The following is a 17209-nucleotide window of genomic DNA, read 5'->3' as shown; positions in this document are numbered from 1 at the left end:
CACAACAATGAAAAAAATACCTATTATTATCGGAATTTTTGCGAGCACCTTAATGCATGGGCAAGTGCTAACAACCAATGGAGGAGCTCCTGTGGGAGACAACCAAAATTCTAAAACCGTAGGCGCCTATGGTGCTGTATTATTAGAAGACATTCACTTGATTGAAAAATTAGCAGCTTTTGATCGAGAGCGTATTCCAGAAAGAGTCGTACACCCTCGAGGGGCTGGAGCATTTGGATATTTTGAGAGTACCAAAAATATGTCTAAATACACCAAAGCTGACTTGTTTCAAGGAAAAGGAAAGAAAACGGATTTAGCGGTGCGCTTTTCTACAGTAATTCATGGAAAAGGATCGCCAGAAACAGCAAGAGATCCAAGAGGTTTTGCGGTTAAGTTTTATACAGATCAAGGAAACTATGACTTGGTAGGAAATAATTTACCCATATTTTTTATTCGTGATGCAATTAAGTTTCCAGATATGGTGCACTCTTTAAAACCATCACCAGTAACAAACAAACAAGACCCGAATCGCTTTTTCGACTTTTTTACCAATGTGCCAGAAGCAACGCATATGATTACTCGTTTATATACTGATTTAGGAATCCCTAAAGGATATCAGTTTATGAATGGAAGTAGTGTTCACGGATTCAAATGGGTGAATGATAAAGGAGAGGTAACGTATGTAAAATATTCATGGGTAAGCAAACAAGGGGAAAAAAACCTTGATATTAAAGAAGCTGCGGCGCAACAGGCAAAGGATTGGCAACATGCTACGGTAAGCTTAAGAGCGGATATTGATGATAAAAACTATCCGAAATGGGACTTATATGTGCAGTTAATTAAACCAGAGGATTTGCATAGTTTTGATTTTTGGCCTTTGGATGCTACTAAAGATTGGCCAGCTAAAAAAATTAAAAAGATTAAAATAGGAACTATGACGTTGAATAGAAATCCTGTAAACTACTTCCAACAAGTAGAGTCAATTGCCATGTCACCTGGTAATTTAGTTCCTGGAATTGAGCCTTCTGAAGATAAATTATTACAAGGACGTTTATTTTCTTATTTTGATACGCAACGTCATAGATTAGGGCCTAACAACCAGCAAATTGAAGTGAATAGACCTAAGGTAAAAGTAGTAAACTATAATTCAGATGGATATTCAAGTGCAACTAATGGTAAGTTTCCAAATCCAGATATCAATTATCAGCCAAGTAATAAGGTGAAATTAGCAGAAGATACGAAGTACAAAGCATCAGAAACTAACCTGAAGAAAGTAACAATTACTCAAAAGAAAATTGGTAAAACGAATGACTTTGGGCAAGCGGGTGATTTTTATAGAGCTTTGTCAGAGAGAGATAAAAAACACTTAATTACTAATTTAGTAGGAGATTTAGGTCAGGTAAAAGATAAGAAAATTCAAAAGAAAATGATTACTTATTTTTACAGAGCTGATAGAGATTATGGTATGAGAGTAGCTAAAGCATTAGGTTTTTCTCAAAAAGATTTTATGGGAGGCCATCACTAATAATAATTAATTTATAAATACACTTTTTTTAATTCAACACTTAAACTTGAAATGCTATTGACGTTTTAAATGGGCATTAAAAGTTTAGGTGTTGCAAAATAATCGTCTAACTTCTTAAAACTTTTTAGGAAATAGTAAATAAGTGCTGTAATGCCTATTTGGGATTCTATAGGAAGAATTACAAAAAATACAGTTCAAAACAGCTATTTTTTGGTAAGATGAAAAAGTTAGAATGAGCTTCATATAAGACCTTCTTTTAAAATGAAAAAAAACATAACCCTTCTTTGTTTATTGCTGTGCAGTGTAGTATTGTATGCACAAGATACTATTTTTGATTATAGTAGAATAGGCAATACAGAGGCTATAAAAAGGCTATATAAAGAAAATGCTAAAATAATAGATACCCTTAATAATAAGGGGTTTACTCCTTTAATACTAGCTGTTTATAATAATCAAGAAGCAACCGTTGATTTCTTATTGGCGCATAAAGCTGCTACAGATGTGCAGGATATTTATGGAAATACTGCTTTAATGGGGGCTTGTTTTAAAGGATATGAAGGCATTGTAAAAAAGCTAATAGCGCATGGTACGGATGTAAATAAAAGAAATTACAACCAAGCAACTGCCTTGATTTTTGCAGCAACGTTTGGGCACGCTGCCATCGTAAAAGCATTGATAGCGTATGGGGCAGATGTTAGTCTGCAAGATAGTAGAGGAAATACAGCATTGGACCACGCTCGAATGCAAGAGAATGAAGAAATACTCAGAATATTAGAAAAATAACCTGAGTAGCATAAAAAAAGAGCGCCTTATTGGCGCTCTTTTTTTATGATTTAAAATGACCGTAATACATATTTTTTTGCTGCTTTATTTTCTCGTATTGGTTTTACATGATAATAACCATTAAAGCATGTCAAACGGTTTATAGATGGTTGATGGTCTTACGAATGGCAACTAAATTGGTGAGTAGCTTTTCTAAATAATCTAAATGCAACATATTAGCACCGTCACTCTTTGCATTAGCAGGATCAAAATGGGTTTCAATAAACAAACCATCTACTTGGTTAACAACACCAGCTCTAGCAATGGTTTCAATCATATCAGGTCTTCCTCCTGTAACCCCACTACTTTGGTTGGGTTGTTGTAAGGAGTGTGTAACATCTAATATGGTTGGAGCATAGTTACGCATGGTAGGAATTCCTCTAAAGTCAACAATCATGTCTTGGTATCCAAACATGGTGCCTCTATCAGTAATCCAAGCGTTGTTATTGCCAGTGTCGTGCACTTTTTTTACAGCGTGTTGCATTGCTTCTGGACTCATAAATTGTCCTTTCTTTAAGTTAACAACTTTACCTGTTTTTGCAGCCGCTACTACTAAATTAGTTTGTCTTACTAAAAAAGCAGGTATTTGCAATACATCCACATATTCAGCAGCTTTGTAAGCATCTTCTACTTCATGAATATCAGTTACAGTAGGAACTTTAAAGGTTTCAGAAACTTTGCGTAAAATTTGTAACGCTTTTTCATCACCAATTCCTGTAAAGCTGTCAATTCTGCTACGATTGGCTTTTCTAAAACTACCTTTAAAAATATATGGGATTTCTAACTTAGTAGTAATGTCAATGACTTTTTCAGCAATGCGCATTGCCATGTCTTCACTTTCAATAGCGCAAGGGCCTGCTAGTAAAAAGAAGTTATTTGCGTTGGTATGTTTTATATTAGGGATAAGAGATAAATCCATGTTGAAAATTTTTTAGCAAATTTAAGAAATTAAATTGGCTATATTTATCGCTTTCTAAAAACTAAAAAAAGATGAAAAACATACCTATGATACTGGTTATAATGACCACGATATTATTACTTTCATGCAAGGAAACTCAAAAAATAAGTCATTCAAAAGAAGGAGATTACAAAAGAAAAGTAATAGTTTCTACCCAAGAAATTAACATTCCTATCCAAGAAGCTACGGTAAAAAAACATTTATATACGCTAGCATCAGATGAGATGGAAGGACGCAAACCAGGAACATTAGGTATTGAAAAAGCAGCGAAGTATATTGAAAATGAATTCGAAAAAATTGGATTAAAAACATTTGAAAATTTAGTAAGTTATCGTCAAAACTTTAGACATAAGGAAATCGGAATGTCTAATATAATAGGAGTATTAGAAGGAAAAAGTAAAAAAGAAGAATATGTGGTTATCTCAGCGCATTACGATCATTTAGGAATGAAAAAAGGAAAAGAAGGAGATGTAATTTTTAACGGAGCAGATGATGATGCCTCTGGAGTTGCTGCCGTTTTGACATTAGCAGCATATTTTAAAAAAGAAGCTATTAATGAGAGAACCATTGTTTTTATAGCTTTTACAGGGGAAGAAATGGGGCTACTTGGATCCACCTATTTTGGAAAACAGGTAAATGCATCTAAATATATTGCAGGAATAAATATAGAAATGATAGGGAAAGAATCGAGCTATGGAGCCAAAAGTGCATGGCTGACAGGTTTTGAACGTTCAAATTTTGGCAAAATTATACAAAAGAACTTAAAAGGGACTGGTTATAAGTTATATCCCGATCCCTATCCGAGCTTTAATTTATTTTTTCGTTCAGACAATGCTTCTTTAGCCAAATTGGGTATTCCATCGCATACTTTTTCTACAGGTCCCATAGATAAAGATATACATTACCACAACGTTTCTGATGAAGCAACAACGCTAAACATAGCAAATATTACAGCAACAATTAAGGCAATAGCGCTAGGTACTAAGAGCATTATTGAAGGAAAAGATACGCCAACAAGAGTGCTTATAAAAAAGTGATGCGAGGCACTTTGGAGCAGTAAAAGAAGGTGAAAAAATATTAAATATTGTTTTTATTTATAGAATATTTAAAAATTCTATCGTTTTTTTGTTAACAATAGTTAATTTTTGGTTAAAATTTTATATTTTCGTCAAAATTTTTTTAACCAAAAAAACCCTTAAAATGAAAAAAACAATCTTAAGCCTATCTGTAGTATTGGCTATGTTTTCATGTTCTCAACATGAAACAATTGACCTAGGAGAAGCAGTACAGCAGGGAGACTTACTTTCAAGAACCGAGATTAATAAGGTAATTGATAATTCACTTCAAGCAACTGGAGATTTTAGATGGTCAAGTGTAGATGCCCATACTATTTATAGCGCTGTAAAACTAGGAGATAATATTTTAACGATAGGTTATGGAGCTTCTAAAAATGAATTTGCGAGAAGTGAAGCATCTAGTAATATTAAAAATGAAGTTATCCAATTAGTTCAAAAGATAGAAGGAACGGATGCTGCAGCAAAAGGAAGTTCACCAGAAGTATATGTAAATGAAAGTATCAATGTTGTTGATATAAAGGTGACTAAAAAGGAAACGATAGTAGCATTATTGAAAGATAGTAGAGTACGTTATATAGAACCAAGTGGCTATGCATATTTTGCAACAACGCAAGACGCAGCGCCTCGCCAAGAGTCTTCTTCAGGAGGATCAGGATGTGGATATGATGCTTTTACTATAGATACAGAAGATTACCGAACGGTTGCTCCGGGAGCTAGAGTACCTTGGAATTTTGATCTTCATAATATTCCAGAAGCTTGGAAATATAGTACAGGAGCAGGAGTTACTGTAGGAATTATAGATTCAGGTTTGTCACCAGAACAAAAATGGATGAATCAATACTTTAATGATGGATACTCATCAGGAAGAACAGTCCAAAAATATGGGTCTTTTGTAGATTCTTGGTGGGCATGGTCTAATAATTATGATGGAGTAGATGATAAATGTGGGCACGGAACTAAGATGGCAGCAATGGCAACAGCGCCTAGAAATGACGATAATTTACCAGTAGGTGTTGCTTATAATGCAAATTTAGTAAGCTATAGAGCGGTAGAAAACGTGGTGATTGATGATTATCATGAAAAAAGAGGAGTTGTAGAGGCTTTAACAGCTTTGGCGAATAGAAGTGATGTAAAGGTAATTTCTATGTCTTTAGGAAATCCTTTTAACATCAGTAATGTAGCAGATGCTATAAAGTATGCACATAGCAAAGGTAAAATGGTGCTAGCTGCTGGAGGAACTTCTACATCATTTACTACTTGGTATGGTGTTATTTTTCCAGCTAGTATGCCAGAAACAGTAGCAGTAACAGGAGTTAAAGAAGGAGAATATGAGAATTGTGATATTTGTCATTCAGGTTCACAAATTGACTTTACAATTCAAATGGAGCGTAGCTCAGGAGTTAATTTACCAGGATTGAGCTATTATGATGGTAAAGAAACATATGTAGGAGGTTCATCTATTGCAACAGCTACTACAGCAGGGATTGCTGCTTTGGTTTGGTCAAAAAATCCAACTTGGTCTCGTGAGCAAGTATTAGAAAAAATGAGACAAGCATCAGAGTTTTATCCAAATAAACATTCAGAATATGGTTATGGAAACATAGATGCTTTAAAAGCCGTGAAATAAAAGAAAAAACTAACCAAGCAAATAAAAGTCTTACAAGCAATTGTAAGGCTTTTTCTTTTGTTAGTGGAACAGTTTTTGATTAATTGCATAGATGGTAATTTAATCTTAGCTAAAGTTTGAAATTAGTATAAAAGATAAGATTCCCATTTTAGAACAAACAAATTTTTACTAAAACAGCGCTATAGTAATGAAATACATACCATACTTTTTATTCTTATTAACAGTAGGATGCTCCTCATCTAAAACCATTTATGATTATGATAAACAAACAAACTTTTCGACCTATAAAACATATCAGTTTTTTGAAGATGTGGGAGAAGGATTGAATGCGTTAGATAAAAAGAGGGTATTGCATACTATTGATAATTATTTGGGAAATAAAGGGTTAAAAAAGGCTGAAACTCCTGATTTTTATATACATGTAATGCTAAAGGAATTAGAAAGAGAGCAACGAAGTATTGTTAGTGTATCGGGGCTAGGGGTTGGAAATGTAGCTGTTGGTGTTTTAGGAGGTATTCCTATTGGTAGCACCCAAATTCATCAAGAAATTACCATTGATTTTGTTACAGCTAATACCAACCAGCTATTTTGGCAAGGCATAAGTACTAAAAAAATAAAAGAAAAAACGACGCCAAAAGAGCGTGATATTTATTTTAAAGAGATAGTTACAGATATATTAAGCGGATACCCTCCCAAAAATAAAAGATTACAATGATACGTAAGAATGCAGGTTTTTCCTTACAAAGAAAAGAGATCACATTACCGTTATTTTGAAAAGTATTAAAAAAAACTCCTCTAAGCTATTGAGGAGTTTTTTTAAGTTTTTAAAATTGATAGCGAACTCCCAATCCAAAATCAGAATTAAGCCCACTATAAATATTGCTATTAAAACCTATTTCAGGCCTAAAGTCTAAAGAAATAAGTAATGGGATATCAAAATGATACTCAATACCAATAATACCAGCAGCAAATACAAAAGCTTCAGAATCATCTGTTGATTTTACCTTCCAACTTCCAACTCCTCCACCAGCACCAGCATACCAGTTAAACTTATCTTCCAATTGCCATACCCATTGATATAGCCCAGACGCTTTAAAAGCACTATATGAATTGTCACCTCTTAAGCCCAAATTAACTTCTAATCGATTCACGTCACTTAGTTTTCGCTGATAAGATATTTCAGCACCAAATCCGTTATTACTTCCAAGTCGGAGGCCAATCGCATTTTCTGAAATAGCTTGTCCGTTAACTGTTGCTATAAAAGCAATCATCACTCCAATAGATAAAAATAAATTTCTCATAATTTTCCTTTTTTAATCAACTAATATTCGATTTCCTTTTGAATGGCTGCTAAATTCAGGGGCATACATACTTTGTATTGTCGTAATTCCATTGCTAAAGTTTCCTGAATTATTAACGCGCAGATCGTACTCAAAAACATAAACTCCTTTTGGTAAACGATCAAAAAAGAAATTTGTTGTAGCGTCTTTAGTACTCTGGTAGTAATATAATCCATCTTGCCATTGATGTTTAGAAAGGGTTTGAATAGGTTCTAAACCTGAAGCTCGCATATCTTTCATATGAATAAACTCCATATCTCTGTCTGAACGCAACACGATTCTTACAGTAATTAAGTCGCCAACCTTTAGTCTAGTTTTAGAAGTAATATCTTTTAATTCTTTTCCAGTATCAGTATTCCTTTTTAAGAAAAGTTTTTTACTCAGCTTTAAAGGAGTTTCAGCAGCGGTTATGTTATCCAAATCTTCGAAATATTGCCAGTACATTGCCCCCCAAGCAATGCCCTCATTTTTGTTCGTTATGTTTATTGTACTCATTTTAGGAGTTATTTCTTCTGAGTTCCAAGAGGTTTTAAAATAACCTGTGCCTGCTTCAATTGGCTTGTTCATTGTGTTAGAAGATAGTACAGTTGTATTGCCTACATGTACAGTAACGGTATGATCAATAGCAAGCCACTTGCTGCCATTTAAAAGCAATGCATAAATAGCTTCGGTGGTAGCTTTTGTAGTTTGCCAACGATTTACTTGTTTCTTTTTTAAAAGCCATGTTTTTAAGCGATCAATAGTAGTAAGGTCGTTTTCAATTTCAGAAAAAGCCTCAATTAATAACGATTGGGTTTCTATAGGAGCTTGATACGAATGCCAACTAGGTTGATTGCTTTTCCAGTACATTCCTAATTCTTCAGAAGAGATGCTGTTTTCTTTTAAAGCCCTTATGATTTTATGAGCAATCGTTTTGTTACCCATTCTAAATTGAACAAGGGCAATTAAGCCTTGACCTAATAATGTTTGTTTTTGCCAATACATAGTTGCTTGTTTTTTGTAATAATCAATGGCCTTTTTGGTGTTTGAAGGAATGGTTAAATTAGTGTAAAAACTACGCATGTATAAATATTGCAAAGCAAAGTGGCTAAGATGATTTTGATTTAAAAAATCAGACCTCTTTTTATCATTCGCATGCTTTTGTGCTGCTAATTCGAGTAGTTTTTTATATTCATTTGCGATTTCAAGATCAAGAAAATGAACAGCTTTGTGTACCATTATAGCGGTGCTTTTATGAGGAGGGGTAACGCCAAGATGTTTTAGATGTCCGAATCCGCTAGCAATATGGTTGGTAATGAACTTACTAGGGTAACGTCCATTTTTAAACCAAGGAAATCCGCCATTACTCATTTGCATATTTTGAAGTTTATGTAGGCTTCTTTGTTGTTGATTACTCATGTGGTTTATATCCAATAACAATGCAATACGCTTTTTCTGTTCGGTTTCAGATTGCGCATCGCGTATCCAAGGAGTTTCTTGGATGAGTAACGATTTTAAAGCTTGATTTTTTTCTAAATTAGAAAGCAATGCATTACTAGATTTCCATTGTTGGAATACCTCTTGAATTTTAGGATTTGAGTTGGCAATATGACTAGCTAAAGAATTGGCATAATATTTAGCAAAAGTTTGCTCGCTACAATCATAAGGATATTCCATTAAATAAGGCAAAGCTTGAATAGCATACCAAGCAGGATTAGAAGTTATTTCTAGGGTTAATTGATGGTTTTTTAAACTAGCAGAACGATTCGCCTTTAATTTCTCTAAAATAAAAGTTTTAGAGGAATTTCCATGAACCCAAAGTGGCAACGTTTCTGTAACTAAAGTGCTGTTAGACAGTATTGGTAAAATATGTTGCTCTCCATCAGAAAAACTTCCCGATTTTGCAATTACTTTATACTGTATTGCTTGTAAATGTTGGGGGATTGATAATCTCCAAGAGATATTTGTATTGCCTTTCGCATCTACAATAAAGGGCTGATTGGATGTTTTTTTCGAATTGTTACATAAATCAACTACTTTTCCTGTAATGGCATCTGTGAGTATCAATTGAGCTGTTCCTTTCAGTTCATTAGAGGATAAGTTGCTTATTTTAGTGCTAAAAGAAATGGTATCACCTTCTCGGAGAAAACGAGGAGCGTTAGGAATTACCATTAGCTCTTTTTGTGTAACGGTTTCTAGTGTTTTAACAGCGCTGTGCAATTCTTTAGTATGTGCTAATAATTGCAATTTCCATCGAGTTAATGCTTCAGGAGCAGTAAAGTTAAAAGTGATATTTCCATCTTTATCTGTTACTAAATGTGGGTAGAAAAAAGCTGTTTCTTGTAAGTTTTTACGTATATGAATACCCTTTGAAGGCGTTGTTTTTTGGTCTTTTTTAGAAGTATTTGTTGGCGGTACTGTTGCTAAAGTATTGCTATCATAATTATTTACAGCCTCCTCTTGCATTATGAGTTCTTTTTGCGTTCCTCTCATGTTCATCGTACGAGGAGCCCCCATTGCAGCACCTCTTAGCATCATTTCTCTGCGTTTTTGAAAATAAAAACCAAACCAGTTCCAGCGATCATAATTTTTAGTTTGATAATTATTAGAAAAGGAAGTATTTAAGTTTTGAATACTAAAAGAAGTATTTTGAAAACTATACCGATCCTCTGTATGATTAAAAGTAGTATATATAGGAGTATCAATAGGAGAAAAATTCCAGTCATTAGACTTGAACTGGTCAAGAGAAGCGTCATACATTCCTGCTAATAACTCCGCTAAAACTTTATCTTTTTTAGTCCCTTTTACTGTAAAGCTCCATGTTTGATGCTGTCCAGGCTGTAACTTATCTCTAAACGTTGCTATGTCAATTTCCAATGCTGTTTTTGGATATGGAACCTTTATGAGTAAACTCCCTTTTTGAAAAGAATTATAGTTAACAAAAGACCAATTAACCGCAAATCCGCCTTTGTCATTTGGAGTAATAGGTATTTCGATTGTTTTACTACTTTTATTTAAATGTATATAATATTGATCGACTATTTGGTGCTTTTTTTCAACAGAAACCATTATAGTAATATCTTTTGAGTGACTGCTAAAGGTGACGAGAGCGGTATCATTGCTATTGTAGGTTTCTTTATTGGTTTGAACACTGAATAGTTGGTTATCAGAGGGTAGTTTGTCTTTTGTAGAAAAAAGTTCGAAAAAATGTTTGTTTTTTATTTTATTTCCTTGTTTGTCTGTACTTTCTAGCTCAACAATGTATTTACCAGAAGGCCATTTTTTGAAGCCTTTTAATTTAATTTCACTGCTTTTTTCAGTATTAAAAGGAAGGCTAAGAGTAAGTTTTCCTTTTTTCCAATGTTTAGGATTGTCATCGTTTTTATAAGTGTCATGAGGAAATTTTTTGTGAAACTCCCCTTCAGGGATCTCTTGATAATCAGGAGCATTCCATGGGCGTTTGCGTACTATTTTCTTAGGAGGAACCAGCTTGTAAATTTGAATAGTACCTTTAGCAGGGGTAAAAATTCCGCTTACATTTTTGGTGTGAATATTTATGACTTGTTTGTGAACGTCTTTGTGGATAGTATCTTCCATAGAGATATCAGCAATTAAAGAATGATAGCCCACATTGATATACGTTGTTGTACTGCTGGTTTCTCCATTAAGGTCTGTAAGGTCTGCAGTAACTTCATACGTAAAAATAGGCATGCTTTCAGGAGCAATACTTTCATCAGGAATTGCTTTGAATTTGATTGTAAAATTTCCAGAAGTGTCAGTAACTGATTCCCCATGTGCAATTTCTTGAGAATTAGAAACAAATGCAGGGCGATAGGAGTACCACCAACGTGGAAATACTACTTTTCTGTGTACGCGATAGGCTACTTTTGCCGCTGTGATATTTGCTCCAGAAAAAGATGTTGCATTTCCATGAACGGTGATATCTTCATTAAGTGCATAGCTTTTTTTTATAGGAGCAAAATGCGCTTCAAATTTAGGGCGTTTATATTCTTCTACAGAAATAGTGGTAGAATCCGTATGATCATCAATGATTGTTTGCATAGAAAAAATACCTGTTATTCCTGTATTTGGAAGTATAAAGCTTCCAGAGAAGGATCCAAACTCATTGGTAGTGAATACCTGTTTTTTTACTACTTGAGCGTTAGCATCTTTAAGAATGATGGTTCCTTTTCTATTTGGCTTTACCTGTGTGTTTTCTTTGGTTTTTTCCATAGCAATACCTTTAAAATGTATGGTTTGGCCTGGTCTATAAATACTTCTATCAGTAAATAAAAAGGAGTTTATATAAGTCTTAGTAGCTTCTTTTGGAGTAAAATATTGTTCACTGATATAAAATTTACCAAAAATAGCATGATCTCCTTTATGGTGTACGATGGCATTTACATTTCCATAATGCTTTTTATGAGGAGTAAATTTGAAAGCCCCATTTTTATCAGTAGTAAATGCTTTATGAATACGATCTCCGTAACGTTGATAAGGTTTGTTACTAAATATTACTTTAGCTTGAGGTATTGGTTTTCCTGTATTTCTATCAACTATTTGATACTTGTTTTGATGACGCTCTGTATTGGTAATAAATACTAAGTTAGTAGCTTGGATATCAGTAGTTCCTATTGTAGCTTCGGGAGTAATATTTTTTTCAGAAGAAGCGATGAATAAATAAGAACCTTGTGCTAATTTAGGGATGCTAATTTCGGTACGGTGTAGTTGGTAGTCCTCTTCATTTTTTAAGTTGCTTTCCCAAGAATTTGTTTTTTTGAGTTTTTTTATAAAAAGAATACGTTCTTTTTTGTCATAGATCTTTTTGAAAGTAGCAAGCTGTGAAGGGGTTATATTGTAGATAGAAAAAAATAATTTATGTATATTCTTATAGTTAATAAGCACGCGTGAATATTGATGGATAGGAAGGAATTTTTCAGCAGTGATTTGTAGTGATTTTAAGCGTATTTGATAAGCTAATCGCTCGCATTTTTGCGCAGCATCACTTTTAGGAAAATCACTATTAATCTCATGGCAAAGGGCAAGTGCTTTTTGGTTTTTAAAACGATGCTCTTCATTTTGATTTGGCACATATTTATTGGCTTGCTGGTAATAGGTATTTGCGATTTCAAAAGCATATAGTCCGCTAACAGCGTTATTTTTATAATGCTCTTTTGAAGTTTGTAAGGTTTGCAAATAGCGTTCTTTTTTGCGATTAAAAGTGGCATGTTGTTTAACAAAATTTAATCGCTTTATATCCACATCTACTAAAGCCTCAGGGGTTTTGTCTTTTAAGTGAAAAAGAATTAATTCTTGGTATATTTTCAAAGCATTAAAAGATAATGAGAGAGTATCTTTAGTTTTTAGTGTTGTACTAGCAAATAATTTTGCTTCATTGATAAGTTCAGTGTTTTTTATTTTAAATTGATAAGAAGGTTTGGTAATATTTATTTCGTTTGTTTTATAAAAATCAAGTGCATTATGAGCTAAAAAATCAAATAGAGTAGGACGGTATATTTTGGAAGTATTTGCTGTATGTAGAATTTCAGAAAATTCACGAACATCCGTTTGCTGTAAAATAAGTCCGTTGGCCAAAGAAGCTTGGTAATGTTTATGAATTTCTTGGAATAGCGTGTTTAGATCCCAAGTTCTAAAATCATTTTTATCTATAGGCTTTGTTGTTTGAGTTCTATTGTAAAATTGCCATTTGTGTTGTGAGAAATATTGCCAATATAAATTGGCAAGGATGTTTTCTAGAACATTTTTAGTAGGAGTAGTGCTCTTAGAAATTTGTTGTTTAAATTCATTGATAATTTTTAGTTGAGCATTTTCTTGTAGTCGTAAAGAAAATTTACTTTTATAAAACAAAGACTTGATGATTTGAGGCGAATTTTGCTCTTTTTCTGCTTTTTTATAAATCGAGTTTACTTCTTTTAAAGCAGATTTAGGAAGATTGTCAGCCTCATACTGAGCTACTTTGTTCCATAAACTCTGGTAGCTTTCTTGTGCTTTTATCGTTGTTGAAAATAAAAAAATCATTAGTAAAACAGTTGTCAGTTTTCTCATAACTTAAATTCTTAATTATGCATCAAATCACGTAACTTATTAAGCAATACGCAATTTAAAATGTGTAAAATACTCTTTTGAATGTGTGTATATAACTTTTCAATGAGTTTCGGTTTAAAGATAGTTAAATTGTTGTTTGGTTTTGTATTTTTACCTCTCCAATTTAATATCAAATGAATGTACATTTTATAGCTATTGGCGGAAGTGCAATGCACAACTTAGCCATTGCATTACACCAAAAAGGATACCAAATTACAGGAAGTGATGATACCATTCACGATCCCTCAAAATCACGATTAGAGAATTACGGTTTATTACCAAAGGAATATGGGTGGTTTCCTGAAAAAATAACCAATGATATAGATGTTATTATTTTGGGAATGCATGCAAAAGAAGATAATATTGAATTGCAGAAAGCGAAAGCATTAGGTATAAAGATCTATTCGTATCCAGCCTTTTTATATGAGCAGTCTAAAAACAAAACACGTGTTGTTATAGGAGGGTCACATGGAAAAACAACGATAACTTCAATGATATTGCACGTATTGAATTACCATGATAAAGAAGTTGATTATATGGTAGGAGCTCAGTTAGAGGGCTTTGAAACAATGGTGCATTTAACAGAAGAAAATGAATTTATTGTATTGGAAGGTGATGAATATTTGAGCTCAGCTATGGATAGAAGACCTAAGTTTCACCTATACAAGCCTAATATTGCTTTGTTAAGTGGAATTGCTTGGGATCATATTAATGTATTTCCTACATTCGAAAATTATAAGGAGCAATTTGCTGTTTTTACAAATTCGTTAACAAATGGCGGGATAATGGTGTATAATGAAGAAGACGAACATGTAAAACAAGTAGTAGAAAGCTCTGAGCATCCGATTAAAAAATATCCGTACAAAACGCCAACATATTTTATAGAAAATGGAACCACTTACATAGATACTCCTGATGGGAGTTTGCCTTTAGAGATATTTGGTAAACATAATCTACAAAATTTAGCAGGAGCTAAATGGATTTGCCAGCATATGGGAATAGATGAGGACGAGTTTTACGAAGCAATAGCTAGCTTTAAAGGAGCAAGTAAACGTTTGGAAAAAATTGCCGAAAATGAAAAAACAGTTATTTTTAAAGACTTTGCGCATAGTCCAAGTAAAGTGAAAGCTACCACCGCAGCGGTAAAAACCCAATATCCAGAAAGAACGGTGTTGGCTTGTTTGGAATTACATACTTATAGCAGTTTGAATACTGCGTTTTTAGCAGAATACAAAGGAGCTTTGGAAGCAGCGGATAAGGCCGTAGTTTTTTATGCTCCCGAAGCAGTAAAAATTAAGCAATTAAAGGAAGTTAGTAAACAGCAAATAGCAGATGCTTTTGAACGAGATGATTTGATTGTTTATACGAACCCAACGGAGTTTAAGGAGTATTTATTTGCAGAAGATTTATCTAATGTTGTATTGTTATTAATGAGTTCTGGAAATTATGGAGGTTTGGATTTTGAAGAGGTAAAAGGACTTATTTAGCTATTTGAAAACGTATTTTATTCTATGGATAAGATAGGTACGGTACTCTTTTTTATAAGCAGCTTTAATTATAGTTTTAATGAGTCGTTTGAATCGAAATATAATAGTATGCAGTTTTCTATTGTATTTTTCTCTTTTAGGAAAATCAATAAAGTAAAGTACCTTTTTGAGGTATTTTTCACTTGCTTTATTTCTTTGAAAATTAATTGCGCTAGGGGCATTAAGTATAAAATTAGAGCTTGCTAGAAAGTTATTTAGTGAAATAAAATAATGATTGAACTCTTTTACTACTTCTAAAGGAGGGGTTTGTTTAGATAAAAGGTAGAGGTCATAGGAGTTTCTTAACGAAATAGTTTTGTATAATTGGCCATTATCATTCATTTGTTTATTAAAAGCAGTCATTAATATTTGATGTTTATAAGATAGTGTAGCAATATTATTAGCTTTTAATAGGGTATCTTTTACATGGTCATAATTAAAATATTTTTCATACGGATCAGAAACCATTCTGTAGTGTATTTCAGTAGCTACAATCTTTCCTTTTTTAAAAATTTTAGGATAATGTCTGCTCATAAGCGTACTGTCTAAAGTAGTTTCCTCATTTTTAGAATAGCCATTTCGTATTAAAATGGCTATTGTGTTGTTAAAGTCTTTTTTTGAGACTAAAAAATCGATATCTCCCACCATACGCTCGGCAATATCATCGTATAAGCCTTCTAACAGATTACCAGTACCTTTTAAAAAGATAGGAAGGATGCCATTTGCTAGGAGTAGTTTATTGATTTCTAAAGCTTGTTCAATAATTTGTAGGTTTTTTTGTCTATTTAGATCAGTAACATACTCCATATAGTTGACAAGCTCTTTTGGTAGAAAGGGCAGTAAGTTAGCGCGTTTTAAATTGCAATATAAAGCAGGAAAAACATAATGAGCCGTACTTGCTTTAACAATTTGATCCCAATCAACTTTTTGTTTCTTTATACGTTCTGAAACAAGAGTACGATTGTGTTTTTCATGGGTAATGGTTAGGCATTTTCCTATAAAAAAAAGAGCTTCTTTATAATTCATTTGCAAATATTTCTTGAACAGATTCAATCATCTTTTTATTATTCGAGTATGTAAGCTCATAGCAAGTTAATGAACTAAACCAATTTAAAAAACTTTGTGCATTTTTGGGAGAAGGAGATAACCAAGAATCGGGAACTAACCTTTGAAAAGCACTTTTTTTGGATATTCTTTGTAGCGAAAGATCTTCCTTTTTTTGGTATTTTATAAAAACGAGTTTATGGCATTTTTGATGTTGGTGGGCATTATTGACTTTAGGAGGAAGGTAACGAACGGTTTTATGGAGGGATTTGAAATGATACACTGCGGCGTTTTCAAGCTCAGGATATATGGGTAATAAAGTACCTAAACTATTTTCTTTGATTGAAATAGCGGAAGGAAATGAATATACTTCTTGATTTTGACTAGCTATAGGAACAAAATCATCAGCAAGACAGTTGAAACCATTGGCTTGTAATAGCGCTAGAGAAGTACTTTTTCCGTTGCCAGAATCGCCAAGAAATAAGACTGCTTCTTTATTGTTGCTTACAGCAGAAGCATGGAAGATGCCCATCCATTGAGTTTCTTCTTTTTTATGGATGCTTTCAATAATTTTCATTGAAAATTTTCCTTGGAAATAATGACTTTCTTTTACTGACCAAGCATCGATAAGAGAGTTGTTTACCAAGAAAAAAATATGCTCATTTTGAGTAAATACTTGATAATGGAAATCGAATGTTTCTGTAGGGGCTATTTCTAGGTGTGCAAATTTAGGATGTATTAAAGAAACTTCATAGTCAGATAAAAATTCAATAAAAAAAAGAGTTCCATTGATTTTATAATATTTGGTAGAAATGAAATTTTCAGGCAAGTTATAAGAAACGTGAGGTTTTTGATGAGTTATGTGTTTGTGTAGTAGTTTTTCAATATCAATAATAAAACGATCAGCTTTTTCTTTAGGTATATCAATATAATTGAGTAATGTGTTTTTAATTTCTTTTTTAGAACTTCCACTGTCTAATGCATGGAGAATTTTAGCTACAATGTTTTCTACGATGAGGTATTGATTGCTATGCGCTAACCAAACAATAGTTTTATCTTCAATTTCTTTTTGTAAAATCATATGTATAAAAATAAGAATACTATTTACATTATAAAATTTTGTATATAATTTAGTTGTTAATATAAAAATGATGGAAAATACAGGGATAGTAAGAGATTAAGAGTATAAAACCTCGATTAAAATCGA

Annotated in this window: 11 protein-coding genes; 6 read left to right on the top strand and 5 right to left on the bottom strand. The window is 33.0% G+C overall.

Annotated elements, in window-relative coordinates:
- Positions 1–7 precede the first annotated feature (7 nt).
- Both MARIT_RS11540 and MARIT_RS11535 read left to right on the top strand, forming a co-directional pair.
- Positions 8–1525: a catalase gene (locus tag MARIT_RS11540; protein WP_024740569.1), complete on the top strand. Its 1518-nt coding sequence runs from the start codon at positions 8–10 to the stop codon at positions 1523–1525.
- Between the two features lie 261 nt (positions 1526–1786).
- Complete coding sequence (locus tag MARIT_RS11535) at positions 1787–2308, top strand: ankyrin repeat domain-containing protein (RefSeq protein ID WP_100211569.1); 522 nt, start codon at positions 1787–1789, stop codon at positions 2306–2308.
- 139 nt (positions 2309–2447) lie between these two features.
- On the opposite strand, the gene kdsA is transcribed toward MARIT_RS11535, so the two are convergent.
- Complete coding sequence (kdsA, locus tag MARIT_RS11530) at positions 2448–3266, bottom strand: 3-deoxy-8-phosphooctulonate synthase (protein WP_024740571.1); 819 nt, start codon at positions 3264–3266, stop codon at positions 2448–2450.
- Positions 3267–3337: 71 nt separating this feature from the next.
- Here kdsA and MARIT_RS11525 point away from each other — a divergent pair, with 71 nt between their 5' ends.
- The 3 genes from MARIT_RS11525 to MARIT_RS11515 all read left to right on the top strand — a co-directional run bounded on the left by MARIT_RS11525 (position 3338) and on the right by MARIT_RS11515 (position 6723).
- Positions 3338–4342, top strand: a complete 1005-nt coding sequence (locus tag MARIT_RS11525) for a M20/M25/M40 family metallo-hydrolase (RefSeq protein ID WP_231975141.1) — start codon at positions 3338–3340, stop codon at positions 4340–4342.
- A gap of 163 nt (positions 4343–4505) precedes the next feature.
- On the top strand, positions 4506–6008 hold the full coding sequence (locus MARIT_RS11520) for a S8 family peptidase (protein ID WP_024740573.1): 1503 nt from the start codon (positions 4506–4508) through the stop codon (positions 6006–6008).
- Between the two features lie 187 nt (positions 6009–6195).
- Complete coding sequence (locus MARIT_RS11515; RefSeq protein WP_024740574.1) at positions 6196–6723, top strand: DUF4136 domain-containing protein; 528 nt, start codon at positions 6196–6198, stop codon at positions 6721–6723.
- 109 nt (positions 6724–6832) lie between these two features.
- Here the strand turns inward: MARIT_RS11515 and MARIT_RS11510 are convergent, their stop codons facing one another.
- Entirely contained in the window at positions 6833–7309 is a 477-nt protein-coding gene (locus MARIT_RS11510; protein ID WP_024740575.1) for a hypothetical protein, read from the bottom strand.
- 12 nt (positions 7310–7321) lie between these two features.
- Positions 7322–13393 (bottom strand): alpha-2-macroglobulin family protein, encoded by a 6072-nt coding sequence (locus MARIT_RS11505; RefSeq protein ID WP_100211568.1) that lies wholly within the window; start codon positions 13391–13393, stop codon positions 7322–7324.
- A gap of 173 nt (positions 13394–13566) precedes the next feature.
- Between MARIT_RS11505 and MARIT_RS11500 the strand changes: the two genes are divergently transcribed.
- On the top strand, positions 13567–14919 hold the full coding sequence (locus MARIT_RS11500; protein ID WP_024740577.1) for a UDP-N-acetylmuramate--L-alanine ligase: 1353 nt from the start codon (positions 13567–13569) through the stop codon (positions 14917–14919).
- Here the strand turns inward: MARIT_RS11500 and MARIT_RS11495 are convergent, their stop codons facing one another.
- Together MARIT_RS11495 and MARIT_RS11490 are read right to left on the bottom strand one after the other, a co-directional pair.
- A complete protein-coding gene (locus MARIT_RS11495; protein WP_024740578.1) occupies positions 14920–15984 on the bottom strand; it encodes a nucleotidyltransferase domain-containing protein in 1065 nt (354 codons plus the stop codon).
- A complete protein-coding gene (locus tag MARIT_RS11490; RefSeq protein ID WP_024740579.1) occupies positions 15974–17083 on the bottom strand; it encodes a phosphoenolpyruvate carboxykinase (ATP) in 1110 nt (369 codons plus the stop codon). Before MARIT_RS11490 ends, MARIT_RS11495 begins: the two co-directional genes overlap by 11 nt.
- Positions 17084–17209: the final 126 nt, after the last annotated feature.

Origin of the sequence: Tenacibaculum maritimum NCIMB 2154 (assembly GCF_900119795.1) — a bacterium.
GTDB classification, from domain to species: Bacteria; Bacteroidota; Bacteroidia; order Flavobacteriales; family Flavobacteriaceae; genus Polaribacter; species Polaribacter maritimus.
Note: the sequence above shows the minus strand (reverse complement) of the source record. Positions and strands in the feature narration are given on the sequence as shown.